23 protein-coding genes are annotated in these 22,866 nt (G+C 58.0%); 6 read left to right on the top strand and 17 right to left on the bottom strand.

Features of this window, described 5'->3' with window-relative positions:
- Positions 1 to 83 precede the first annotated feature (83 nt).
- The 6 genes from HEP89_RS02335 to HEP89_RS02310 form a co-directional block, all read right to left on the bottom strand.
- Complete coding sequence (locus tag HEP89_RS02335) at positions 84 to 2,039, bottom strand: multiheme c-type cytochrome (protein WP_168691259.1); 1,956 nt, start codon at positions 2,037 to 2,039, stop codon at positions 84 to 86.
- 146 nt (positions 2,040 to 2,185) lie between these two features.
- Positions 2,186 to 2,554: a hypothetical protein gene (locus HEP89_RS02330; protein WP_023001895.1), complete on the bottom strand. Its 369-nt coding sequence runs from the start codon at positions 2,552 to 2,554 to the stop codon at positions 2,186 to 2,188.
- Positions 2,551 to 2,904, bottom strand: a complete 354-nt coding sequence (locus HEP89_RS02325) for a hypothetical protein (protein WP_145903679.1) — start codon at positions 2,902 to 2,904, stop codon at positions 2,551 to 2,553. The genes HEP89_RS02330 and HEP89_RS02325 overlap by 4 nt, the downstream gene beginning before the upstream one ends.
- Before the next feature lie 106 nt (positions 2,905 to 3,010).
- Positions 3,011 to 3,979, bottom strand: coding sequence for an HAD family hydrolase (locus HEP89_RS02320; RefSeq protein ID WP_168691284.1), 969 nt, complete (start codon positions 3,977 to 3,979; stop codon positions 3,011 to 3,013).
- Between the two features lie 110 nt (positions 3,980 to 4,089).
- Positions 4,090 to 5,697: an arylsulfatase gene (locus HEP89_RS02315; RefSeq protein ID WP_197923126.1), complete on the bottom strand. Its 1,608-nt coding sequence runs from the start codon at positions 5,695 to 5,697 to the stop codon at positions 4,090 to 4,092.
- Between the two features lie 41 nt (positions 5,698 to 5,738).
- Positions 5,739 to 6,017 (bottom strand): hypothetical protein, encoded by a 279-nt coding sequence (locus HEP89_RS02310; RefSeq protein WP_168691257.1) that lies wholly within the window; start codon positions 6,015 to 6,017, stop codon positions 5,739 to 5,741.
- Between the two features lie 216 nt (positions 6,018 to 6,233).
- On the opposite strand from HEP89_RS02310, the gene HEP89_RS02305 reads away from it, so the two are divergent.
- Positions 6,234 to 8,039 carry a hypothetical protein gene (locus tag HEP89_RS02305; RefSeq protein WP_168691256.1) on the top strand — a complete coding sequence of 602 codons (1,806 nt, stop codon included), beginning with the start codon at positions 6,234 to 6,236 and terminating at the stop codon, positions 8,037 to 8,039.
- Between the two features lie 126 nt (positions 8,040 to 8,165).
- Here the strand turns inward: HEP89_RS02305 and HEP89_RS02300 are convergent, their stop codons facing one another.
- Both HEP89_RS02300 and HEP89_RS02295 read right to left on the bottom strand, forming a co-directional pair.
- Positions 8,166 to 8,378, bottom strand: coding sequence for a hypothetical protein (locus tag HEP89_RS02300; protein ID WP_168691255.1), 213 nt, complete (start codon positions 8,376 to 8,378; stop codon positions 8,166 to 8,168).
- A 182-nt stretch (positions 8,379 to 8,560) separates the two neighbouring features.
- Positions 8,561 to 9,250, bottom strand: coding sequence for a hypothetical protein (locus HEP89_RS02295; protein WP_152504523.1), 690 nt, complete (start codon positions 9,248 to 9,250; stop codon positions 8,561 to 8,563).
- 211 nt (positions 9,251 to 9,461) lie between these two features.
- Here HEP89_RS02295 and HEP89_RS02290 point away from each other — a divergent pair, with 211 nt between their 5' ends.
- Positions 9,462 to 10,115 (top strand): LysE family transporter, encoded by a 654-nt coding sequence (locus HEP89_RS02290; RefSeq protein WP_023001887.1) that lies wholly within the window; start codon positions 9,462 to 9,464, stop codon positions 10,113 to 10,115.
- An 80-nt stretch (positions 10,116 to 10,195) separates the two neighbouring features.
- Here HEP89_RS02290 and HEP89_RS02285 read toward each other — a convergent pair whose 3' ends face one another.
- The 4 genes from HEP89_RS02285 to HEP89_RS02270 all read right to left on the bottom strand — a co-directional run bounded on the left by HEP89_RS02285 (position 10,196) and on the right by HEP89_RS02270 (position 12,149).
- A complete protein-coding gene (locus tag HEP89_RS02285; RefSeq protein ID WP_006933467.1) occupies positions 10,196 to 10,468 on the bottom strand; it encodes a hypothetical protein in 273 nt (90 codons plus the stop codon).
- A gap of 191 nt (positions 10,469 to 10,659) precedes the next feature.
- Complete coding sequence (locus HEP89_RS02280) at positions 10,660 to 11,109, bottom strand: TIGR02301 family protein (RefSeq protein ID WP_055657997.1); 450 nt, start codon at positions 11,107 to 11,109, stop codon at positions 10,660 to 10,662.
- A gap of 21 nt (positions 11,110 to 11,130) precedes the next feature.
- Positions 11,131 to 11,577, bottom strand: coding sequence for an NUDIX domain-containing protein (locus HEP89_RS02275; protein ID WP_168691254.1), 447 nt, complete (start codon positions 11,575 to 11,577; stop codon positions 11,131 to 11,133).
- A gap of 59 nt (positions 11,578 to 11,636) precedes the next feature.
- The gene (locus HEP89_RS02270; RefSeq protein WP_031269690.1) at positions 11,637 to 12,149 is read right to left on the bottom strand and encodes a hypothetical protein; all 513 of its coding nucleotides are present in this window, start codon (positions 12,147 to 12,149) and stop codon (positions 11,637 to 11,639) included.
- Between the two features lie 114 nt (positions 12,150 to 12,263).
- Between HEP89_RS02270 and HEP89_RS02265 the strand changes: the two genes are divergently transcribed.
- Positions 12,264 to 13,022 carry an SOS response-associated peptidase gene (locus tag HEP89_RS02265; protein ID WP_077290664.1) on the top strand — a complete coding sequence of 253 codons (759 nt, stop codon included), beginning with the start codon at positions 12,264 to 12,266 and terminating at the stop codon, positions 13,020 to 13,022.
- Positions 13,023 to 13,100: 78 nt separating this feature from the next.
- Positions 13,101 to 13,976 carry a methyltransferase gene (locus HEP89_RS02260; RefSeq protein ID WP_077290663.1) on the top strand — a complete coding sequence of 292 codons (876 nt, stop codon included), beginning with the start codon at positions 13,101 to 13,103 and terminating at the stop codon, positions 13,974 to 13,976.
- A gap of 107 nt (positions 13,977 to 14,083) precedes the next feature.
- On the opposite strand, the gene HEP89_RS02255 is transcribed toward HEP89_RS02260, so the two are convergent.
- The 4 genes from HEP89_RS02255 to HEP89_RS02240 all read right to left on the bottom strand — a co-directional run bounded on the left by HEP89_RS02255 (position 14,084) and on the right by HEP89_RS02240 (position 20,340).
- Positions 14,084 to 14,515, bottom strand: a complete 432-nt coding sequence (locus tag HEP89_RS02255) for a glyoxalase superfamily protein (RefSeq protein ID WP_023001881.1) — start codon at positions 14,513 to 14,515, stop codon at positions 14,084 to 14,086.
- Between the two features lie 418 nt (positions 14,516 to 14,933).
- Positions 14,934 to 16,397, bottom strand: a complete 1,464-nt coding sequence (dnaA, locus tag HEP89_RS02250; RefSeq protein WP_168691253.1) for a chromosomal replication initiator protein DnaA — start codon at positions 16,395 to 16,397, stop codon at positions 14,934 to 14,936.
- 946 nt (positions 16,398 to 17,343) lie between these two features.
- Positions 17,344 to 18,624, bottom strand: a complete 1,281-nt coding sequence (locus HEP89_RS02245) for a hypothetical protein (protein ID WP_168691252.1) — start codon at positions 18,622 to 18,624, stop codon at positions 17,344 to 17,346.
- A 303-nt stretch (positions 18,625 to 18,927) separates the two neighbouring features.
- Positions 18,928 to 20,340 (bottom strand): FAD-binding oxidoreductase, encoded by a 1,413-nt coding sequence (locus tag HEP89_RS02240; protein WP_152511754.1) that lies wholly within the window; start codon positions 20,338 to 20,340, stop codon positions 18,928 to 18,930.
- Positions 20,341 to 20,509: 169 nt separating this feature from the next.
- Between HEP89_RS02240 and fabI the strand changes: the two genes are divergently transcribed.
- Together fabI and HEP89_RS02230 are read left to right on the top strand one after the other, a co-directional pair.
- A complete protein-coding gene (gene fabI / locus HEP89_RS02235; RefSeq protein WP_023001876.1) occupies positions 20,510 to 21,328 on the top strand; it encodes an enoyl-ACP reductase FabI in 819 nt (272 codons plus the stop codon).
- A gap of 87 nt (positions 21,329 to 21,415) precedes the next feature.
- Entirely contained in the window at positions 21,416 to 22,060 is a 645-nt protein-coding gene (locus HEP89_RS02230; protein WP_168691251.1) for a histidine phosphatase family protein, read from the top strand.
- A 152-nt stretch (positions 22,061 to 22,212) separates the two neighbouring features.
- Here HEP89_RS02230 and HEP89_RS02225 read toward each other — a convergent pair whose 3' ends face one another.
- Positions 22,213 to 22,866: a hypothetical protein gene (locus HEP89_RS02225; protein ID WP_062490119.1), complete on the bottom strand. Its 654-nt coding sequence runs from the start codon at positions 22,864 to 22,866 to the stop codon at positions 22,213 to 22,215.

The raw sequence follows: 22,866 nt of genomic DNA, 5'->3' as shown, positions 1-22,866 counted from the left end.
ATCCATGAAACCCAGAAGCTCCTTCCGGGTTTTGTGGATGTACTTCTGGAAATGGCAATCAGGAGTATAGCATGCTTTTCGTCTTATTGCTGTGAAAGCTGTTGCCTGTAGGATTGCAATGTCGGGTCCGAAGGATTGGCAACCAGGGCCTTTTGCAGACTGAGCTGCGCTCCCGCCATGTCACCGACCGCCATCTTGATGCGTACCTGCATCACCCAGGCATTGATCATTTGCGGATCCAGCAGGGTGACTTCCTCAAAGGCTGCTATGGCTGCAGGGATATTGCGAAGAACGAGCGCGGTTCCACCAAGTACCAGCTGGGTCTCCGGAAAATCCGCCTTGTTCGCGAGTGATTGCTGCCATTCGGTTGTGGCTCTGGAGGCAGCCTCGGCCATTTGGTTCGGCATATGGGCAATGGGGGCGCCGATCATGAGACGGGCCGCGGCAATCCGGACGGCTTTGACCGGATCACTCAAGGAAGGAATGATCCGTGGAAGCCGCTGGGTTGGCGGAACTGGCTGCTGTAATGCCAGCGCTCCGGCGCGGACGATTGGCTCCGGATCTGCCAAGAGGTCGGTGACGGCCTCGGCGATCTCCGGTGTCGCAACAGGCAACAGCAGGTCCAGCGCGCTCGCCCGCACGACCCCGGGGTAACTCGCTTGATGGGCGACCGCCAGAAGGTCTGCGGCGTTCACGCCCGGGTTCTGCCGTGCCGCCGAAAAGATCTCTGCAAAATGCGGCCCACGGTGACGACTGTCCGGAAACCGCTTTTCAAGTTCTCCGGTGGCCCAGGCGGCGGACTTGTCGGTGTGGCAGTCGTTGCAGGCATTCGGCGTGCCGAGCTTTTCCGAAAGATCCGGCCGTGGAACGCGGAAGGAATGATCTCTTCGCCCGTCGATACCCATATAGACGCGCTCGATCATGTGGCAGGATTTGCACTCGGCGCCCGGCGTCTCCGGTTGATGGAAATGATGGGAAGGGTCGTCATAGAGCTTGCCCGTCAGCGACGGAAACGCCTCGTTGCCTGCGGGACTGTGGCATTGTGTGCAAACGGCGTTGCCTTCCGCGCGCAATTCTCCGCTGTGTGGCTCGTGGCAATTGCTGCAGCTCACGCCCTTGGCATACATCTTTGACTGCAGGAACGAACCGTAGACGTAGACCTCGTCAAGGATCTGCCCATCGGCGTGATAAAGGCCTTCGCGAAGTGGCGATAAACGGTACGCGTCATGGAACGGTGTGCCAGGCACCGGATTGCCGTCCTCAAAGGCTTCGCGGCGCGAATGACAACCTGCGCATTGCTGGATTTCCGCTTCCGGCTGGCCTTTCGCAAACACCGGCAGAAGACCGGTCGGTCCGGTTCCGGGGAAGGGGCTTTTACCGTAGGTCTCCGGGTCTTTCGCCCAGGCAAGATGGGCCGCACCTGGTCCGTGGCAGGCTTCGCATCCAACGCCGATTTCCGCCTGCCGGCTGGAATAGGTTCTGGTGCCGGGGTCGTAATTCTTTTCAAAGCCGGTGGCGTGGCACTCGGCGCAGCGGGCATTCCAGTTCTTGTAAGGTCCGGTCCAGTGCAGCCCGTCCTCAGGCGGGGGAGCATCGTCTCCGTAAAGGTGATACCAGCGCTTGTTCTGCTGGTCCCAGACCACGTCGAAAGACTGAACCCGTCCCGGTTCCGTCTCGACAAGATACTGTTGCAGCGGTGCAATTCCGTCGACGCCGATTACCTTGAATGTTTGGGTTTTACCCGGAACGTCGCTCGTCTCGATGAAATAGTCACCGTCACTGGTAAAGAAGCGGCTGGTGCGCCCCTTGTGCGTGAACTGCGAATTGTCGAAGTCAGCGTCGACAGTATCCGGTCCGGGCTCCATCCATGCCTTGGAATGGTGTGAAGCGCGCCAGGCGTCGGCTTCCGCCTCGTGACAACCGGTACAGGTTGCTGTGCCGGCATAGTCCGGGACAGCGGCAGAAAGGTTTTCGGCTGCATGGGCGCTCTGGAACCAGAGCACGGCAAGGAGCGCGACGAGCAATCGGGTGAACAACATTCTGGACGCTCAAACCTTTCCGTCAAATCCGCTGGGTACAACGAGACGTCTGTTTCTGCCGGCACTGCCTGATGCTTGGGCAAGCTCCATGCGGAGGAGCTGCCGTGCTCCGGCTGCTTCTCCGCACGGCTTCGTCTCGCCGATGCCTAGTCGAGGTCTGAACAGGGAACGACGTGTTTCTGGCCGGCAGCATCCGTTACCTGGCAACCATTGTCGCTGTTCGAGCTTGCGATTGCAGATCCGACCAGTGCACCGGTTGCTGCGCCAACGGCCGCTCCGGCCAGGTAGCCGCCAGTCGGGCCGTAATAGGGGCGGCCGTAATAGCCATGGCTGCTGTTGTTTTCCACGACCACGTTGTGGCCGCCATGATATCCGCCGTGATATCCTCCATGGTAGCCCCCGTGATAACCGCCATGGTACCCGCCGCGGACAACGTCATGGGACATTGCAATGCCACTGCTGCCGAGGAGCAGGGCAGCGCCAACACCAAGAAGTCTGATCGTGCGAAGCCTCATTCCTTTTCCTCCAGTTCAAGCGTTTCCTTGACGTCTTCCCAATAGGCGAGCCGCTCTTCACAATTGATGCTCTCAAGATCGCGAGCAGCGCCAAAACCGACAGAGGCTGCATAGTCGTAGGCAGCATCTTCACCGTGGTCGTAAAGGACGTGCACAAACAGGTGGCGGGCCTGGTCTCGGAACGCCTTTTTCTGGTCGTCCGGAGTGCAGGCATAGGCATTGCCGACATCCAGTCCGAGTGTCCGCATGCGCTCTTCCATGCGTTTTTGAATCTTTTGGGGGTCGTGCGCCAGCGCCGGGCCGGCAAATGCCAATCCTGTCATGAGGGCGAGGCAAAAAATTCTTTTCATGATCTATCCTTGCAGCTTGCATCGCCCCGGTCCGGCCATTCAGGCATTTGTCCCGAAAGCGGTGCAATCCAGTTGCTGTTCAATTCATGTGTCTTTTCCGGCAAATCTATTCCGGAAAGATCTGCTTCCAATCGTCTTTCATGCTGATGATATGCCAACCTTCCTTCGGGGCGTCGTCCAGCCCCTTGTTCAGCGACCCGAAATGGGTATCACGATCATAAGCATATTCTCTATCTGCATCATCATGATGGACAAACATGCCGAGGCGCTTGCCGGAGCCTGCGGTCGTGTACTGCAGCATCTGATAATCGCCGTCGGAGTTGCCGAAGGCTGCCAACGGGCGTTTGCCTATGTGGGTCAGGATGCCGACAGGCTTGCCAGCCTTGTCGTCGACAAAGGCAATCTTGGGTGTCCGCATCAAGGTGGGAACGCCGTCAACGACCTTGTATTCGGTGACAATCGATGAGCCGACCACCTGTTCGGTTGGTATCCCGTAAACGCTCTCTGTCCATGGGCGCATGAATTCGATGCCGCCACCGGAAACGATGAAGGTCTTGAAGTCGTTGGCACGCAGATAGGCGAGAAGTTCCAGCATCGGCTGATAGACAAGCTCGGTGTAGGGCTTGTCGAATTTCGGATGCCTGGCAGTTGCGATCCAGTCGGTGACCGTCTTTTCGAACTCGGCGGTGCTCATGCTGGCATGAGTGACAGCGAGGATCTCCATCAATCCCTTTTCACCGGCCTTGCCGAGGGCTTCCATGTCGTTTTCGAGAACGGCCTGAAAAGGCTGGGTCGTCTTCCATTCCGGGTGGTCCGGTGCCATTGCCTTCACCCGGTCGAGCGCGAAAGCAAGCTGGGTGTACATGGGGTGCTCGACCCACAAGGTGCCATCATTGTCGAAGGTTGCGATCCGTTCTCCCGGTGCCACGAAATCCGCGCCACCTTCGCTCGTTACGGCTTCGACGAATTCAACGATCGCCTGCTTGTTTGCACCATCGTTCCACGATGGCAGCGGGTCGGTCTGTGCAAGGGCACCCGATATCCAGACACTCGCTCCCAACAGGCAGGAGACCATTGCGCCGAAGAGGAATTTGACCTTCATAGCTGCACCCTTCCACTTATGTGTTGTTCAAAGCGATGTCCGCCCCGGACCAGGCCGGGGCGGAGACTATTCAGCTTCGAAAATCAGTTGCCGGTCGGCAGGCCGATCGAGAAGCCGTCCTTGGCAAGAGCCTCCTGGACATATTTGAACCGCTGATACTGGCTGAGCGTGATCGGGCCTGTATAGGTTTCCGACTGCAGCTTGCGTGGCGGATATTTGATGTAGGACTTCATGAGTTCCGTCACCTCATTGTTGATCACCGGCAAGTACCAGGTGCGTTCGGTGAAGTTGTTCATGAACATGTCGTAGCGCTCCTGCGGATCGTCCAGCAGGTTGAACACCTGCGGAACAGTAGCAACATAGCTGTCGGGACCCTTCCAGCCAAGGTTGCTGTCGACTGCCAAGCCGCCGGTGGTTGCGCCATCGTCGCCGCGCAGGTTGAACACGGCCTTGTAGTTGCCGACACGCGCTGCCCCGGGGGAAAGCTCGTTCTCGGTGAAATAGAACCAGGCTTTGCGGCCGGAATCTCCGGAACCTTCCCATACAGGTGTCATGTCGTAGCTGTCGAACATGATCGGCTGGCCTTCGCGGTCCTCGGTCGGCAGCGTAATGCCGGCGGCAGAAGCGAAAGTGGCCATCAGGTCGAGACCGCCGACAACAGCGGCACTTTTCGTGTCCGGTTTGACGTGACCAGGCCAGCGGACGATTGCCGGAACGCGGTTGCCGCCTTCACGCACGGTGCCTTTGGTGCCGCGGAACGGCGTATAACCGGCGTCCGGATAAACGTCCTGCCAGGCGCCATTGTCCGTGGTCCAGAAGACGATCGTATTGTCGGATAGGCCGAGCTCGTCGAGTTTATTGACCAGATTGCCGATGCGGCTATCCAGCTCGACGACGGAGTCTGCATATTTGGTCTTGGAGATTGATTTTCCTTCAAACTCCGGCGCCGGCATGTTCGGCTGGTGCACCTTCATGAAGTTGACGTTGATGAAGAACGGCGTGTCCGGTTTCTTGGCGGCTTCTTCGAGAAACTCGAGCCCCGCCTTTTCGACGTAGCCATCGAAATAGGGAATGCCGACCACACCCTTGTCCGGCGTATCGACGTATTGGCCGTTGATCTTGAAGTCTTCTGTCGGCTTTTCACCGGCCTTGCCGGAGAGCGACCCCTTTGTGACCTTCGCAAACATCTCGCGCAGGTCCTTCGGCATGTCCGGGAACCAGGTCGGATCGGCATAGGTGTAGGCGTTGAGGTGATAGAGACCGACGTATTTCATCACGTCGTAGCCCTGCGCATTTGGCAGCGCGTAGTCCGCTTCACCAAGGTGCCACTTGCCGGTGAAATAGGTATCGTAGCCAACGGTTTTCAGAACCGACGCCAATGTCCACTCGGCAGCGGGAAGGCCGCCACCCTGGCCCTGGAAGGCCACCGTCGTCATGCCGGACCGGTTGGGAATACGGCCTGTCTGCATGGCGGCACGTCCCGGCGTGCAGCTGGGCTGGGCGTAGAAATGCGTGAACATCATGCCGTCGTCAGCCAGCTTGTCGATGTTCGGCGTCGGCATGCCGCGGGCTTCACCGCCCAGATACGGGCCAGTGTCGCCGTAGCCGGTGTCGTCCGACACAATGAAGAGGATGTTGGGCTTCTTTGCGTCTTGCGCGAAGGCGACACCTGACAGCGCTGTGCAGGCCATGCCTGCGACCGCCAGTCCGGTTACTATTCTGGTCAACATACCTAATGGCTCCTTTTTGGACCATTCGTGGAGTAGGCCGGGGACGGCCCGTCGATAGGTGCACTTCCAGTCAGGAAGCTTGAAATTTCCCGTTCAAGTTCTTCAATCACGGAGCGATAGTCGGCAGCCTTGGCTTCATCGTTCTGCCAGCGTTCGAGGGCGCAACATGCGGTTGCGTAGTCCTCGCACAGTGACAAGAAGGCAGGATGAGAGTTGCAGAGGCGGCGGACAGCAAGTTCGTCCACGTTGAAACGACGCATGATGAGAGCTGCTGTCGGCATGACGACATTGCCCCGTTGTCGATGGCTCCAGGAAAATTCCTCCAAGATTACGTACGGGATTCAAGCCGGTTACAAGGTATGAACAGGTACGTACAGGAGTCTGAGGTGGTGTGTTCACCAAGATTGTCGGCTATAGTGCTTCTTACGGAAGACAGAACTCATGGCGATGGACTATCGTTCAACTAAATTTATTGTCCGGCACTTTCAGGAGGAAAGATGCGGTCAGGCAGGCAACAATTAGTTGCAACGGGTGACGTGGAGGAGTTCGATTGTCCGGCCCGCGTTCGGGAAGAACTTTCCCGTGTCCTGCAAAGCGATCATTTTCACGCAACGCCCAAGCGCCGCGCCATGCTGACGTTCCTGATAGAGGAGGCGTTGGCCGGGCGCGCGGACACGCTGAAGGGCTATGCTATCGGGTTGGCCGTCTTCGGTCGTGACGAGAACTTTGACCCGCAATCAGACCCGATCGTTCGTCTGGAGGCCCGCCGCCTGCGGCATGATCTGGACAGTTACTACATTGCCGAAGGCGCGCGGAATCCGATCCGCATTTCCATTCCCAAAGGCCAGTATGCGCCGAAGTTTCATGACAATCTGGCCAGTGTGACTGCACGGGACGGCTCGACTACCGGCAACGATGAGACGGCAGGTTCTCATGCGCCGGAAGAGGTCAATGCGTCACCAAGATCTGTGCGAACCTCATCCAGGTTGCCCTGGTTGGTTGCCGGGGGAGCGGTCCTGTTCGCGCTTCTGGTGCTGGGGGCAGCAGTCGTGATGCGCTTTCAGCCGGTACAGCAGGAGCGTCTCGAGGCCTCCCAACCTTCCGTGATGGTTCTTCCATTCAGCGTGACGTCGACGGATCCGGAACAACAGATCCTGGCGGCGGGTATTGCCGAGCAGATCATGACTGCATTGAGCCGGTTTCCGGACTTCCGGATCTTTTGGCCACCATCCGGCAGAAAGGTTGGCGAAACCTTTGATCCGGTTGAAATCGGTCAGCAGGAAAACGTCTCCTTCCTGATTTCCGGGTCTGTCGTCTCGGAAGGCGAGATCGTCCGTGTCGCTGCGAAGCTGGTGCACAGCCCCAGCAAGCGGGTGCTCTGGTCTGGCAGCTACGATCGCAAGCGCAGCCGAACAACCTTGCTGGAAATCGAGAAAAGCATCGCTTCGGAAATTGCGACGGTCGCCGGTCAGCCCTACGGCGTCATCAAGTCGGAACTTGCGAGCAACCTGCCCGCCGGAAGTGAACCGAGCAACGACAGTTTCGAGTGCGTGCTGCGAGGCTACGTTTACCGCAGGAACTTTTCCAGGCAACTGCATGCGAAGGTTCAGGAGTGCCTGAACCGCGCCGTCAAGCGGGATCCGGGTTATGTAGAAGCCTGGGCGATGCTGGGCTGGCTCTATCTGGATTCCGCGCGCTTCGGTCTGGCTGCAGAGGGAGACAAGGAACTTGCCTTCGACCGCGCCCTGGACGCCGCGTCACATGCCCTGAGCCTTGATGGCAACAACATTCTCGCACTCAAGGCGCTTTCCTCGATCAATCATTACATGGGAAATATCGAGGAAGGGGAAAGGCTCGCCAAGAAGGCGCTCGATCTCAATCCCAACGATCCGGACACGCTGGCTCAACTGGGCTGGCGACTGGCCGTGGTGGGCAAGTTCGAGGAAGGCATTCCTTATCTGGAAAAGGCGATCGAACGTACGCGGAACGCGCCTGGATGGTATTTTCACCTGATTGCCATAAACCACATGCTGAACGGCCGCTACGCCGAGATGCTGACAGCAGCGAAGAAGGGTGTTCTGGATGGATCAGGGGTGAGCTGGTGCCTCGTTGCTGTTGCCCAATCGAAACTTGGCAACAAGTCGGCAGCTCGTGCTGCGTTGGAAAAGATGGCGGACGTTTCTCCCGGCCTGGGCCGTGACCCAGGTACTTTCCTGCGCTCCCATCAGGCGAGCGAGCGGATTGTCAGTTCCCTGATGGCAGGACTGAAAGAAGCAGGCTGGACCGCCGCTGCCGGACAGTGAGGTCCGGCGATTTTTTGAAATCAGTCAAGGTCGCCCACCGGCGAAGTAGCTCGGAAGCTTTCCGGAACGTTTGTGCTGTTTGCGGCAGGCGTTCCGGAAAGCGGGTTTTGATCAGGTTCCGGGCGCTTAGCAGCCCGGTGTCATCGAAGTGCCTTCGGACATTTCGCCTGTGCAAGCGTCCGGGTCACCATCCGGGCCCTGGTCCACTGAACTCAGGCCGCCGATCGGAGGTGCTGCGCTACCGTTCTCCAGACCATCGCCGGACTGGTTGCTGGATTGGCAGCCGCCCAGGGCCAGAAGCGAAATCAGAAAGGCAGCAGAGAAAAATCTTACAATCATATTGGTCACTCGCATGCGCCGCAGATGGCGGGAGTTGGAAGGCGGGGCGCAAGTACGTGCTTTTCGCGTAATGAACTTCTTGCGCTCGTATTGATTGTCACGATTTTTTGTTTTGCTGCAATAGCCCCATCGGTACAGGCGCCCGATTTATCTGGCGGTTTGCGTTCTGAGGGGGGCTATTGTCAGTCACCGGCCACGAAGTAATGAAGCGTGCCGTCAGGACCGATGCCGACGCGATAAAACGTCCAGGCGCCGAAATCCTGCATTTCAGCAAAGTCGCCTGCGGTAACGATCCGGAACAACTCCACTTTCTGATCGGGTGTCAGATCGTGAAGGGGGTAACGGGCAAAATACGGCCAGAGATACATTTCCTGGGGTGTGCCTGCATCCACATGCAGGAACCCTGCATCCATGATGTCGGCGAGAATGGCCAGGATCTCGAAGCCTTCGCCGTCACCGGAGATTTCCTTCAGAAAGTCTATCGGGTCGTCGATTTGCCCGAACGAGACCGTAGGCGGCAGTTCGTTGCTCTCGAACACCATGCGCAGCCGTTCCATGTTGCCCGAAAGCGCTGCTTCCTTCAGCTGGGCCTGCATGCGCTGCACAGGCTTCGGCAGATAGGACGTGCTGTAGAGCACCTGAGGCAACTCGGCGCTGGCCGGCGCAGGTGCTTTGGAACCTTCTGCGGCTGCCGGCTCTCCAGCTTCGGGCGCTGCCAGGTCTTCCGCCGGAATTGCAGGTGCATTTTCAGGCTCGGACGGCGCAACCGGAATTGTTTCCACCTGGACAGTCTTGGCGAAACCCGGGGCTGCGAGCGCTGTGCCCGCCAGAAGACCGGCGGCAATAACCGCAGCCTGATAAATCCGACTCATGAAAGTTCCTCGTTTATCCGCACCTGCCGGTCCCCGTCGTATAACACTGGCACAAGCAGGCATCGCCCCGCGCCTTTCCTTAAACAATTCATGCGAGACTGAAAACATCGGGACTGGAATTTCCTCTTGTCTTGTCACGACGCCGCGGGGCCGCTATCGAGAGGTCCGTTCGCTTTAAAAGTAATATCAAGGGTCTAGAAAAGGACCGGCCGTGTCGTTTTTCGAATATGCACTGATCGGGTTTTTTGTTGGCATTATCACAACAGCCCCGGTTGGTCCTGTAAACATCATGGCCATTCAACACGCCGTGCATGGCGGGTTTCGACAGGGTGTCTTCGTGGGGCTGGGGGCTGTCGTTGCCGACACCATCTTTGCGGCTGCTGCGATTTTCGGCATCTCCGCTGTCACCAATTTCATTGAAGGCCAGTTCGACCTCATCGAGATCGTCGGCGGAGCTCTGCTGATCATTTTCGGCATCAAGATCTGGAACACCCATCCGCATCTGACCAGGAACGGTAATCCGAGAGAACATGGATTTTTGGCCGATGCCACCGCAGCCTTTTTCATGGCGATCACCAATCCGGGTGCAGTGCTTGCCTTCGTGGCGATATTTGGCGGTCTCGGAGACTATCGCCCCCAAACGGGGGATCATTTCGGCGCATTGGTGATGGTTGCCGGGGTTACGGCAGGGGCGACCACCTGGTGGGTGCTGGTCTCGGCGTCCGTTTCACACTTCAAGTCGCGCATCGACGATCTCTGGCTGGATCGTGCCAACCATATTGCCGGATTTCTGCTGGTCGTGTTCGGCGCGCTGATCTACCTCAAGCTGGCGCTCGAAGCGGCAGGCGTTGGGCTGATCACGTAGCACGGGCCTGGCGTAAATACACCTGAATCAAAAAGGCCGGGCAACCGGCCTCTTCAGAATGCGTGTCGTGAGCGTGCGTTTTACTGAAGTACGCGGTTCACGGTGTAGTCGCCCTGCAGGATACGATCCGGCAGGCCTTCAGCCAATTTGGCCACGGCATCTTCACCATAGGCAGCAACCAGATCCGCAAGTGCAGTGAACATCGCCGCGTGAGCGACGGCGTCCGCATCTACACCATTGGCGATGGCTTCGGCCCAGGCGTCGGAAATGAAGCCGAGTGCAGCACGTCTGATGTCTTCGTCTTCAGCAAATTCGGCTTCCATTGCCGCGTCGGCGTAATCGTCGTTTATCATTCGCTTCCTTACCGGTCCTTCCCGAACGCAAGAGGGACAACTCCCGCGTGTTCCTGCCCCGAATCTTGAGTAATGATCCTAGCACGGCGAACCGCGCTGATAAGTAACCGTGAACGCAAACTTAACGGCCACCCACAAATTTGATTCAAAAGGTTAACCAACTCGTAACGATTTGAAGATTTCTGCGAAAATTACCGACCATAGCGACTGGTGACGTCGCTGATGATGACCTCGCCTTCGCTCAAGTACTGTCCCATTGCGAGACGGGCAGCCTCTGTGCACTCTCGGTAAGCAACTGAGAAACCACGATAACCCTGGTTAAATCGCTCAATGAACCTTCGGCGGCGATTCTCGTCCAGCGTTTCAGCGTCGAGAAAATCTTCCATGCGGTCACGCCAGCTCGGGTTATCGCTTTCCTTGCACAGCGGTCGCAGGAAATGCAGCGCTCCGAATATCTCCGACAGACGCATGAGCTGCTGTTCGTAAGGGGGCGCGTCGACCGCGGTTTCCTGCGCCGATACAACCTGCACCGGACTCATGGCCCCAAGGGCCAGAACAACAGCAGTCCGGGACAGGAAAACTTGCATTCGGCGTTTGATCATGAGCGGATCATGCTGAACCCGGCGCTGCACCGCAAGCATTATGGCAAGTTGATCCAAAGATTAGAGGTCTGGTTGCTTGGCTGAAGGGATAGCCAGGTGCCGCCGAATGCGGTCCGGCGTACCGGGTGTGGTCAGCAGCCCGTCGAGATCTGCCAGGTCGACCCAGTCGAGCGCGGCGGCATCATCGGCGGCAACTGCGGTTCCCGATACATAAGGCCCACAAAAGACAGTCAGGATGAAGTGAGTGACGACACGGCCGTCATCATCTCTCTGGATGGAATCGAAGGTTTCGACAGGCTCGCCGATTTTAGCAGTGACACCAGTTTCCTCCAGCAGTTCACGCGCGGCCGCTTCCTGAAGGGTCTCGCCAAGCTCGATCACTCCACCAGGCAAACTCCAGTGATCCTTGAAAGGAGGCCTGCCGCGCTTCACCAGCAGGGCACGGCCATCACGATGGCACAGGACACTGACACTGGCGCGTGGTGCTTCCGGATAAAACCTGGACATGGAACCTCGGCGGGCGGAAAGACGGCTGATTCTGTCCGGGCACAATAAGCCGCAAGACGCTATGCGAACAGGGCGTCGATTTCCGCCTGAGCGCCTTCGCCTTCGTGCTGGGTCGCTTCGGGTTCCACATGGCCGTGGATGACGGCGCCGGCAACGGCTATCAGCGGCTTGATTTCGTTCGTGGCCCGGTCGGCAATGTCAGTCGCAATCATTGCGGGATCCGGTGTCTCGCGCAGCTGGTCCTGAATCTTGCCCACGAGCCTGTTTATGCCCGCAACCTGTTTTTCCAGGTGTTCGCGCAAGAAGTTCGGGGCGGCATGATAGGCCATGATGGCCAGGTTCTTGTCTTTGAAACTCGAGTTCTCGAAATGGCCCTCATAGTCGAGCGGCTCCCACTCCAGAACATCTTCGGCGCAATCCGGCATATCCGGCAGCATTTCCAGAAGCATCATGACTTCATTGAAATGGTTGAGATAATCGGTCGCCAAACCGGTTTGGGGATTAATGTTTGCCTGTTCCAGCCTTTCGGCTGCCAGCTCCCCGGCGCCCAAAACTGGATGCAAACATTCCATACCGGTCCCCCTGTTATTGACTTGGGGTCTACGGTACTTCTTTTTTATTTCCAATTGCCTAACTTGGCGGAACCCTGTTTGCCCCGCTTCAGGGGTCCCAACCGGAGAAAAACGATGTGCGGCCGCCTGGCTCTGACGACACCACCGGACGCTGTGCGCAGCTTCTTCGACTATGTCGATCAGCCCAATTTTCCGCCGCGATACAACATTGCGCCAACCCAGCCGCTGGCCATCGTGCGGCAGACGCTCGACGGCACGCGCCGTTTTCATCTTGTGCGTTGGGGCTTGATGCCGCCCTGGGTCAAGGACCCGGCAAGCTTTACGCTTCTGATCAATGCCCGGGCGGAAACAGCGTCGCAAAAACCGTCGTTCCGCAATGCCATGCGTCATCACAGGTGCCTCGTGCCGGCGTCCGGCTTTTACGAGTGGCGTCGCACGCCGGAAGGCAAGCAGCCTTTCTGGATCCGTCCGGCGAAGGGCGACGTCATGGGCTTTGCCGGCCTTTGGGAAACCTGGTCGGATCCCGATGGCGGTGACATCGACACAGGCGCAATCCTGACGATCCAGTCCAACCGGATGATGTCTGCGATCCATCACCGGATGCCGGTGATCCTGAAACGGGAAGATTTCGGAACGTGGCTGGATGTTGCCAACGTCGACAGGCGTGAAGCCGAAAAGCTGCTGCAGCCGGTAGAAGACGATTTTCTGGTCGCGACGCCGGTTTCCAACCGGGTGAACAAGGTGGTCAATGACGATGCTGATGTGCAGCGCGAGATATCGCCGGAGGAAATGTCGGTGCCCTTGAAAAAGGTTGCCAAGCCGTCAGCTGCGGAGAAATCGCAGGAGGACAAGAACCAGCTCGATCTGTTCTGAACCGTCGCAGGCATCAGAATTGCCGTGCAAAAGTCGGCTCATGGCTGTAGGGCAGGGGCTCAGCCGCAAGGATGGATCATGAGCAACGACGACACGCCTGAATTTGAGCTAGACGAGGCCTTGGAAGAGGACGCATCGGAGAACGAAGCGTTGGCCGAAGCCTATAATCGAGGTCTCGCCCTGCAGAAATCGGGCGATCTGGCAGGTGCCGCGCAGGCCTATCGCGAAGCCTTTGCGCTGGATCCGGACGACCCGGGCGGCGTCAGCATTCGTCTGGCGGCAATCGGCGCGGAAGCCGCCCCTCAGAAAATGCCGGATGCCTATGTCGCGACCCTATTCGATCAGCACGCAGATGTGTTCGACGACATTCTGGTCGATGAGCTTGGTTACTGCGTGCCTCTGCTGGTTCGCGATCTCGTCCAGAAGCTTGAGATTGGCCCATTCGATCGATTGCTCGACCTCGGCTGCGGCACGGGCCTTACAGGTATGGCTCTTGCCGATTGCACGGGCCACCGGACCGGCGTCGATCTCTCCGAGCGGATCGTTGAACTTGCCTATGACCGGGAAGTCTATGACGACCTTTATGTGGGCGAGGCCGTCGCATTCCTTGAGGAGTTCGAGGAAGACGATGGCTCTCGTCCCGGCTGGGACATGATCGCGGCAACCGACGTGTTTCCCTATCTGGGGGCGGTTGAACCATTTCTTGCCGGTGCAGTTGACCGTCTGAAACCGCGCGGTTACCTGGCTTTCTCCACCGAGACCCTGTCTGAAGAAGCACTTGAAGGGCGTCCCTACATGGTCGGGCCGAAAAGCCGGTTTGCGCAAGGGGAAGGCTATATTCGCTCATCTCTGGATGCGGCGGGCTTCGACATTCTCGCAATGGACCCCATCACCGTTCGTCTCGAGGACGGAGACCCTGTCCCCGGGCACCTTGTGATTGCGCGGCTGCGCTAGAGCCCATGCGCTGAAGAGCATTTCTTCGGTTCGATATTCAACGGGAAGGCCAGGGATCATCTGCCGTTCCATCGTGGCCGATGGCACGGCAGACTATCGCCTTTCCGCTAGTCAGCCCTTTGCATGCGCAGATAGGGTTCACCGTCGGACGTTCGCTTGACGGCGACACCGTCACCGTTGATCAGAACGACGACCCGACTGCGAAAAGCAGAAAAACTGTCGAAGGTGACCACATCCACGGGCGTGTCGAACTTGATGGTCACCCGGTATTGGCCTGCCGGACCAACCCGTGTCAGCGACAGCACCTCTCCTTCGAAAGGCTGCTTCATATAGGTGCCCGAGACACGGTTGCCGACGGCAAACTGCATCTGGTTTGGTCTGGCGGCTGTCGCGGATACGGTGTTCCAGTCCTTGAAGCCGTATTGGGCGGACAGGAGTTCGAGCGCCTGGCTGTGGGAGATATCCTGCCCCTTGGCAGCTAGCGCGGCGCGCAGGCGCTTGGCCTGTGCTTTGAGATTGGCAACGCTGGGCAGCGTCATGGGATTACCTTTCCAAGAAAGGCAGGCGGTAAGGTGTTCGCCAATTGGCGGCGACCCGTCATGGGGCCCGCGTTGCCATCAGCCTGCACTGTCTCGTGAAGGTCGATCAAAGTTGCAAGATGACTTGCGCAAGGGAATTCACCATGGCCGAAGCCTGCGGGCGGCCGGTTCCCTCAAACCGGCGCAAGGCATACGCCCCGGTTCCAGGTCTGTCAACGCGGCAAAAAGAAAGCCGCTGGCGCGGCTTCAAGGAGAGGGAGGTTAAGATGAAACACCCGGCGGTTCTTGCCGCCTGAGTTCGACCGCGCCCCGTCGGACGCAGAAGGGTGATTGCCCTGAATTGGGGGCAGGGCAATCGCGGAGACGGGCAAGCCCGCCGCCGCAGGTTTTCCGAGGGAGGGGTGTCCCCGGAAACAGATCAGGCGTGGACCAGCCGCTTCAGGAGTTCGACTTCCTGTGCAAGGGCCTTGTCCTTGGACACCATGTCCTCGATCTTGCGGACCGCATGCAACACGGTGGTGTGATCACGGTTGCCGAACCGCCGGCCGATTTCCGGCAGTGAGCGTCCGGTCATCACCTTGGTGATATACATCGCGATCTGGCGCGGACGGACCAATGTGCGCGCCCGGCACGACGAGAGGAGGTCCGCCTTGGTAACGCTGAAATGCTTGCACACCACCTGCTGGATCTCTTCCACCTTGATGGAGCGCGGCTCGCCGATCCGCACCAGGTCGTGCAGGGTCTTTTCCGCCAGGTCCATCGTCACCGGCTGTTTTGTCAGCTGGTTGTGAGCGAACAGGCGATTGAGAGCGCCTTCCAGGTCGCGGGCCGAAGCGATCACGTAGCGCGCGATGTAGTCGGCTACATCTTCGGGAACGGAGAAGCCCGGATGTGTGCGACGCGCTGCGGTGATCCGCTTCTTCAGGATATCGTGGCGCAGCGCATAATCGGTTGACTGGATGCCGACGACTTCACCTTTCTGGATCCGGTAGCGCAGCGCATCGCCAAGCGTATCGAGGTCTTCAGGCGAGCGGTCGGCTGCCATGATGATCTGGGTCGGCGACTCCATGAGCAGTTCCAGCGTCTTGCTGAACTCGTCCGCGGCCTGCTTGCCATGCAGGAACTGGAGATCGTCAACCAGGAGCAGGTCGATGGAGCGCATTGCCTGGCGCAGCACCGGGAAGGCCGGCGTTCTGAGAGCAGGCACCAGGTGGTACATGAAGAATTCAGCCGACAGATAGGCAACCTGCCGTCCCGTCTTGCGAGCTTCGGCCGCCGCTGCCTGCAGCAGGTGGGTCTTGCCGATGCCGGTGGACGAATGGATATAGAGCAAGTCCAGCGTGCCCTGGTGGCCGGCAGCCATCTGGCGCACGGCGGCACAGGCAAGGCTGTTCGAAGCGCCTTCGGCAAAGGTGTCGAAGGTCAGTTTCGGATTGAGAGACGCACCGTTCAGGAAATCCGCCGCCGCATCCTCGTTGCTGTCCGCAAGGCACGGAATGACCGACATGCCATGGGACGCGCCGAATTGGGGCGTGCTGCTGAAGGGGCCGGGACGGCCGCTGATCCGCCGGGCGGAGATCGCCTTGGGGGCAAGACCGACATTGAGTTGACGAGGACGCAGAGCACCGCGAACGGTTAGCTCGATACGGTTGATATCGTCCTGCTCACGTTTCCAGAGTCCGACGAGCTGCTTCTCGTAGTTGTTCTGGATCCAGTTTTTCAGGAAGCGGGTGGGTACCGACAGGCGGACTGCATCGCCCGTGGTTTCTTCGTGGTTTACTCTGCCGAACCAGTTGGAAAATACATCGTCACCGAGCTCGTTTCTCAGTTCCTTTTTCACACGATCCCATTGATCCGAACCAGCTAAGTTCTGAACCTGCATTGTGGCCTCCATTGGAGGGACCGTTTGGAACCGCTCCCCCCCGTGCACTGTCTATGAGCAACGACGTTCCGCCTCGCTGCCCGTTTCTTTCGTTAGGTCTTTTGCCCATTTTGGGTCTCCAGACCGGATGGCTTATTAGCGCCTATGAAACACCATTAACCTTTTGCTTACCATATTTACAAATAGCTTATTTTTATGAGGTCATAGACGTTTCATATTGTAATTTTTGTAGATGACGGGCACTGCGCATGTAAATTTTACATAGCGAATCTTGCGTTTCGTCATCGTCAGGACATGCCGCAAGTCCCGACCCAGTTTTTCTCCTGTCGCTGTTTCCGCTCTGCCTGTGAGCTTGAAGACGATTTTAGGAAAAATTTAACTTTTCAGGATTTTTTCTGCGAGTTTTCAAAAGGACGCTGTCAAATTAAGAAGTTTAGCCAAGGAAAAAGCCGGCTTAAATCGAAAGATAATGTCGTTTATGACAGGGGTGCGTACGCGCCGGTTCACCCGTGACATGGTGACTGAATCGGCTAACGTTCCACCTAACCGGTCTGGCAGGTCCGTATGGTGGTGGAAGCTGGGGAAAATGGGGGGCCTGAAAACAGGCTTTATGACCGGCAAAACCAGAACCCGGACCTGGTTGCCGTTCCCGTAAACTGCTGACAGATCAGGATCCTGACCGTATCAATGCATACGTTGATGGGGCATTCGTATTTGGCAGATCGAACGAACCTTATCCCCAGCACCGAAGAAACTTCGGCAACCTGCCAGTTTTGACAATTGATCCCTTGAGGCTGTTGCGGGCGGGGCAGGCCTCCCCGGCACTAGGTGCTTTTACATAGCTGAGACCTGGCGCTTTCCAAGTAGAGATCAGTAAATCACGAAGTTCGGCTACGCCGACGTGGCAAAACCGGCTTGGGGTGCGCCGGCTCCGCAGCTTGTCAGCTCAAGTTGTCGTCTTGAAAACATTCGCAACAGTCGAGAACAGATTGTTTCTGTTCGTGTGCACATCTATCGGAAACTTTGGGCCGGTGTTTGCCCAGATGGGCGCGTCGTTAGGCAGGCCGGGACCCCGTTGCACCGAAACGAGGCCAAAGCCGTCGTTGTCCCAGTATCCGTTGGGGAAACCGGGCGCAGGCGGACCGCCCCACCAGGTGTAGATGTTGGGGGCTTCAGGCTGGTTCCACAGTTCATCGCAATATTCGAAGTAGTAAAGCCCGATACAAAGCGGATGAGCAAAGGCCTGAGGCAGCATTTTCTGCGCAACTTGCGCCGCCTTGCTGCAGGTCTGATCGTCTGCATAAATGGTTCCGGGGTTGTTCGGGTCCCGGTGACTGGTTGCCGGCATGCCCCACTCGGTGAAGAGAACGGGTTTCAGCGCCTTTGGCGGCAGGCTGCCGTAGTCCTTGAAGATGCTTTCAAAGGTCTCGGTCTGGTAGGTGTTGACGCCCCAGAAGTCGATGCTCGGGCAGTTCTCCATGTAGGAGGACGCCTTCAGGGGAATGTTCGGGTCGTCGTGGGTGGCCATGCCGGCCAGCTTGCCAGGAGCTTCTTCCTTGACGATGGCTGCCATTGTCTCCACCTGGCCCCACCAGAAAGCGGCCCAGTCCGGATTGTTGTAGCAAACGTCGGCGCCGTCCTGTTCGTTCTGAATGGTGAACCCCATCACCGCCGGATGATCTGCTACGGATCTGACGGTCTCCCGCAGGACATTCGTCCAGTAATCAATCTCTGTTTTTGAGGCCTGGTCGTATTGGGTCTTCCAGAACATCGTGGCAGGCAGGGGGACGCCGACCAGGACGGACCGGCGCATCTTTGCTTCTGGTGGAGCAGACTTGTCCCAGGCCAGGTCCAGAAAATTCTTATGCGTGAAATAGTGACCGTTGTTCCAGGGGGAAGGGAAGGTTCCGTTGCCTTCCAGCTGCCGTGACAGCATGCAGTAGACCCGTAGTGCATTGTTGTGGAGGTTTCTGAAATTGGGGAAGTCGCGGGACAGCAAGGGTGACCAGCTGGAAATGAAAGTGGAGCCTGCTTCGAAGTCGTCCCAATACCAGTCACCCAGGGCGGGGGCGTAGGAGTTGGAACCGTTGATTGGGGCCGGGGAATAGCAGACCCCTTTCAATTTGACCTTCTCGGTCGTGGGCTGCTGTCCGTCTTCGGTGAGTTCGCAGTAAAGATTTGCGGTTCCATTGCTGTCGACGGAACATGTCCATTTGGTTGTCGTCATGGTGGGTCGCCTGAAATAAAGGGTTTTTGCGGAAGTCTTGCGCTCAGAAATGAGATACTTTTTCGTGCAATCTAACAATAATGCAACCAAAGAGTGCTGAATAAAGCTTTAAGAATACATCCCTCATTGAAGCGGATTTGGAATGCAGGCCACGCTGGCAAAGCCGCTTTGACTTGAGAGGTTCGGACAGCAAAAAAATGCCGGCGCTTTTGGCACCGGCACTTCTTGTTTGTCGAGATCTGCCGATGACCGGCTTTCAAACCTGCGGACGTGCTGTCTGCCCTCAAGAGCAGGCCAAGCGCCCTAGAGGACGCGGCCCGGGTTCAACAGTCCCTTGGGGTCGAATGCGTCCTTGATCCGCTTCATGAGATCCAGCTCAATCCCCTGCTTGACGTCCTTCAGGAGATCGCGCTTGAGGCGGCCGATGCCATGCTCTGCGGAGATGCTGCCGCCGAACTCGCCGACGATGCCATGAACAATGGTGTTCATCTCATCCCATTTCGCCAGGTAGTCTTCCTTGTCGGCGCCCACCGGCTGGCTGACATTGAAGTGGATGTTGCCGTCGCCGATATGACCGAACGGAACAGGCCGGCATCCGGGCACGAAGTCCTCTACCGCGGCCATGGCCTTGTCCAGGAAGTCCGGGATCGAGGCAACCGGCACGGAAACGTCATGCTTGATCGAGCCACCCTCGGGCTTCTGCACTTCCGACATGCCGTGGCGGATGTGCCAGAAATCCTGAACCTGAGTCAGGTTCTGGGCAAAGGCGGCGTCTTCCACCAGGCCTTCTTCAAATGCTTCGCCGAGAATGCTCTCCATCAGGTCCCGCACCGGAAAGGCTTCAGAACCACTGGACAGCTCCATCAGCACGTACCAGGCATGTTCGCCCTCGAGCGGGTCTCGTGCGCCTTCCAGGTGGCGCAGGCAGAATTCGACGCCAACGCGCGGCATGATTTCAAAGCCGGTCAGAACCGGTCCGGCCTGTGCCTTGGCAAGGGTGAACAGCTTGAGGGCGGCGTGCGGGTCCGGCAGGCCGACAAAAGCGGCCTCCAGCTTCTTGGGCCTGGGGAAAAGTTTCAGCGCTGCGGCTGTAATGATGCCCAGAGTACCTTCACCACCGATAAATAATTGTTTCAAATCATAACCGGTATTGTCCTTGCGCAGGGTTCTGAGACCGTTCCAGATCTCCCCTGTCGGCAGCACCACCTCGAGGCCCAGAACCAGATCGCGCGTGTTGCCATAGGCCAGAACGGCGGTGCCGCCCGCGTTCGTGGAAATGTTGCCGCCGATCTGGCAGGAGCCCTGAGCCCCGAGCGCAAGCGGGAACAACCTGTCGACGTTTTCAGCTTCATTCTGAAGCGTCTCCAGCACGACACCGGCCTCGGCCGTAATGGTGAAGCCGGCCGGATCTACCGCACGAACCTTGTTGAGGCGTGACAGCGAAAGGACGATTTCATCCCCGGTTTCCTGCGGAATCTGGCCACCGACAAGGCCGGTGTTGCCGCCTTGCGGCACGACCTTGAGATCGTTCTGATACGCATAGGTCATGACGGCGCTCACCTCTTCGGTGCTGCCCGGGCGCAGCACCATGGGAGTGACGCCCTGATACAGGTCGCGCCATTCGGTGAGGTAGGGAGCCTGGTCGTCCGGACTTGTCAGAACGTTGGCTGCGCCGATCATCTCGGCGAAGCGGTCGGCATGGGCAGTACGCTCCATGAGCGGGGTCCTCGTGAAGTTTGACAGTAAAATTCGGGCGCCAACATAGTGTCTGAAAGCGCTGGCGTCGACGGTTCATTCCGTCACCGTGTCTCTTGAAGGAACAAACCCCTTGTGCCATAGGAAGCCAGCCCGCTGGGGTGGTATTGGAATTCTTTCGGAGACGACGATGGCGGAAACGCGCGGACTGATGAATGGCAAACGCGGCCTGATCATGGGTGTGGCGAACAACAAGTCAATTGCCTGGGGCATTGCCAAAGCACTGGCCGACGCGGGAGCTGAACTGGCTCTGACCTACCAGGGTGATGCGTTGAAGAAGCGCGTGGAGCCACTGGCAGACCAGTTGAACGCCATTGTTGTCGGCCATTGCGACGTGACCGACGGCGCCTCCATCGATGCGGTCTTCAAGACGCTGGAAGACAAATGGGGCAAGATCGATTTTCTCGTCCATGCCGTTGCCTTCTCCGACAAATCCGAATTGACCGGCCGTTTCGTCGATACGTCTTCCGATAACTTCGCCCGCACCATGGACATTTCCTGCTACTCGCTGACGGCTGTCACCCAGCGCGCCGAGAAGCTGATGCCCGACGGCGGCTCCATTCTGACGCTGACCTATTACGGCGCCGAGAAGGTTATGCCGCATTATAATGTCATGGGCGTTGCCAAGGCCGCGCTGGAAACCAGCGTGAAGTATCTGGCGATGGACCTCGGCCCGCAGAACATTCGCGTCAACGCGATTTCCGCCGGGCCGATCAAGACCCTGGCTGCCTCCGGTATCGGCGACTTCCGCTACATTCTGAAGTGGAACGAATACAACTCTCCTCTGCGCCGCACGGTGACGATCGAGGAAGTCGGCGACAGCGCGTTGTTCCTGGTGTCAGACCTCGGCCGTGGTGTTACCGGCGAGATCCAGCACGTCGACTGCGGCTACAACATTGTCGGCATGAAGGCGGTGGACGCTCCGGACATTTCCGTCGTCAAGGATTGACCGTTTCGAATGGCCGGTTTCGCACCGGCCATTTTCATATTGTCCGGCCCCGCCCGCCAGGGGTGATCCCGCATTCCGGAAACTGAAATGACATCTGTGCTGAGTGCCCCGAAATCCGACCTGCTGCCCAAGCTGCACGATCCGGAGTTCCTGATCTTTGTCCGCCATGGCCAGACGGACTGGAACTTCGAAGGGCGCATGCAGGGGCAAAGGGACATTCCGCTGAACGACACGGGGCGCGGCCAGGCCAGCGGCAATGGCAAGCGTCTCAAAGCGTTTCTGGAGCAGGAGATGATCGATCCCGCCGGTCTGGATTTCGTATCCTCACCGCTCCACCGCACGCGCTCGACAATGGAGTTGCTACGCCAGTCCATGGACCTTCCGGTGGAGGCCTACCGCCTTGAGGCCCAGCTCAAGGAGATCACCTTCGGCGACTGGGAAGGCTTCACGCTGGAAGAACTGGCAGAGGAAGAGCAGGATCTGATCCTGCAGCGCCGCGCCGACAAGTGGGGCTTCGTTCCCCCAAAGGGCGAAAGCTACAAGATGTTGGCCGAGCGCATCGGGCGCTGGCTGGTGACCGTTGATCGGCCTTCGGTCGTCGTGTCGCATGGCGGTGTCTTCCGCGTTCTGCGCGGCCTGATGGAAGGGCTGGATACGGTTTCCGTTCCCAAGCTGGATGTGCCGCAGGACAAGGTCTTTGTCTGGCGTAATGGCGCTTTCGAGATCGTTTGACAGCCCCCTTATCGGCGTTCGATTGTAGCTTGCGACAAGCTGTTGCAGGTCTGCATGCGGGAAAGATCTGTCTGCGGAAATCACCAATCAATCCATAGAATAAGCCGGAACCAATCCGCCATATCAAGGATCTGCGGCATTCCTCCATTGGCTCAGTAGATACCCTGGGCATACAGGGAAATCTTCGCTTTTGCGACAACGCTATTGGCAGCTTGTCCCATGAGGGTGGCGTAATTCCTGAGCGTCGCACGGTCGGCCTTCTGCTTGTTGGTGCAGACAAAGGTCATCACGCTTCCCCATTCCCGTTCCGGCTCGTAGCCGAACTTGCTCAGGCCATAAAGCTCACGCCCTGTCACGATGAAGAAGCCGCGTCCGTAATCGTAAATTTCACCCGGATTGCGGATCTTGGTAACGAGACAGAATTTCTTGTGGGTGTGAATCGCCCCCAGGATCCAGCAGTCGTTGATGCACACCGACCAGCGGGCAAGCTTCTGGACATTGATCGGTAGACCGGGGGTCAGGTTGAAATGCGTCGGATCTTCCAGGTTGAAGCGCCGGTAAAGCTGTTGGGTCTGCGCCAGTCTCCCGACATACATCTCGCCACCGGAACGGGCGACCTTGTCGTAGACGGCCCACGCGGTGTGTCTTGATATGTGTGACAGGCTGATCTTGCTGTTTGCATCGCCAGGTGATTCAAATTGGGTCCGGTTGGTGTCCCAGGGGTTCTGCCTCAGTTCGTTCAGCTCATAGTGATTGTAGGAAAGTGTCAGTAGATCCTGATCGAAAGCGGTTCTTGAATACGTCAT

Source organism: Labrenzia sp. 5N, assembly GCF_012395805.1.
Taxonomy (GTDB): Bacteria; Pseudomonadota; Alphaproteobacteria; order Rhizobiales; family Stappiaceae; genus Roseibium; species Roseibium algicola.
This window is presented reverse-complemented; position numbering and strand designations above follow the sequence as displayed.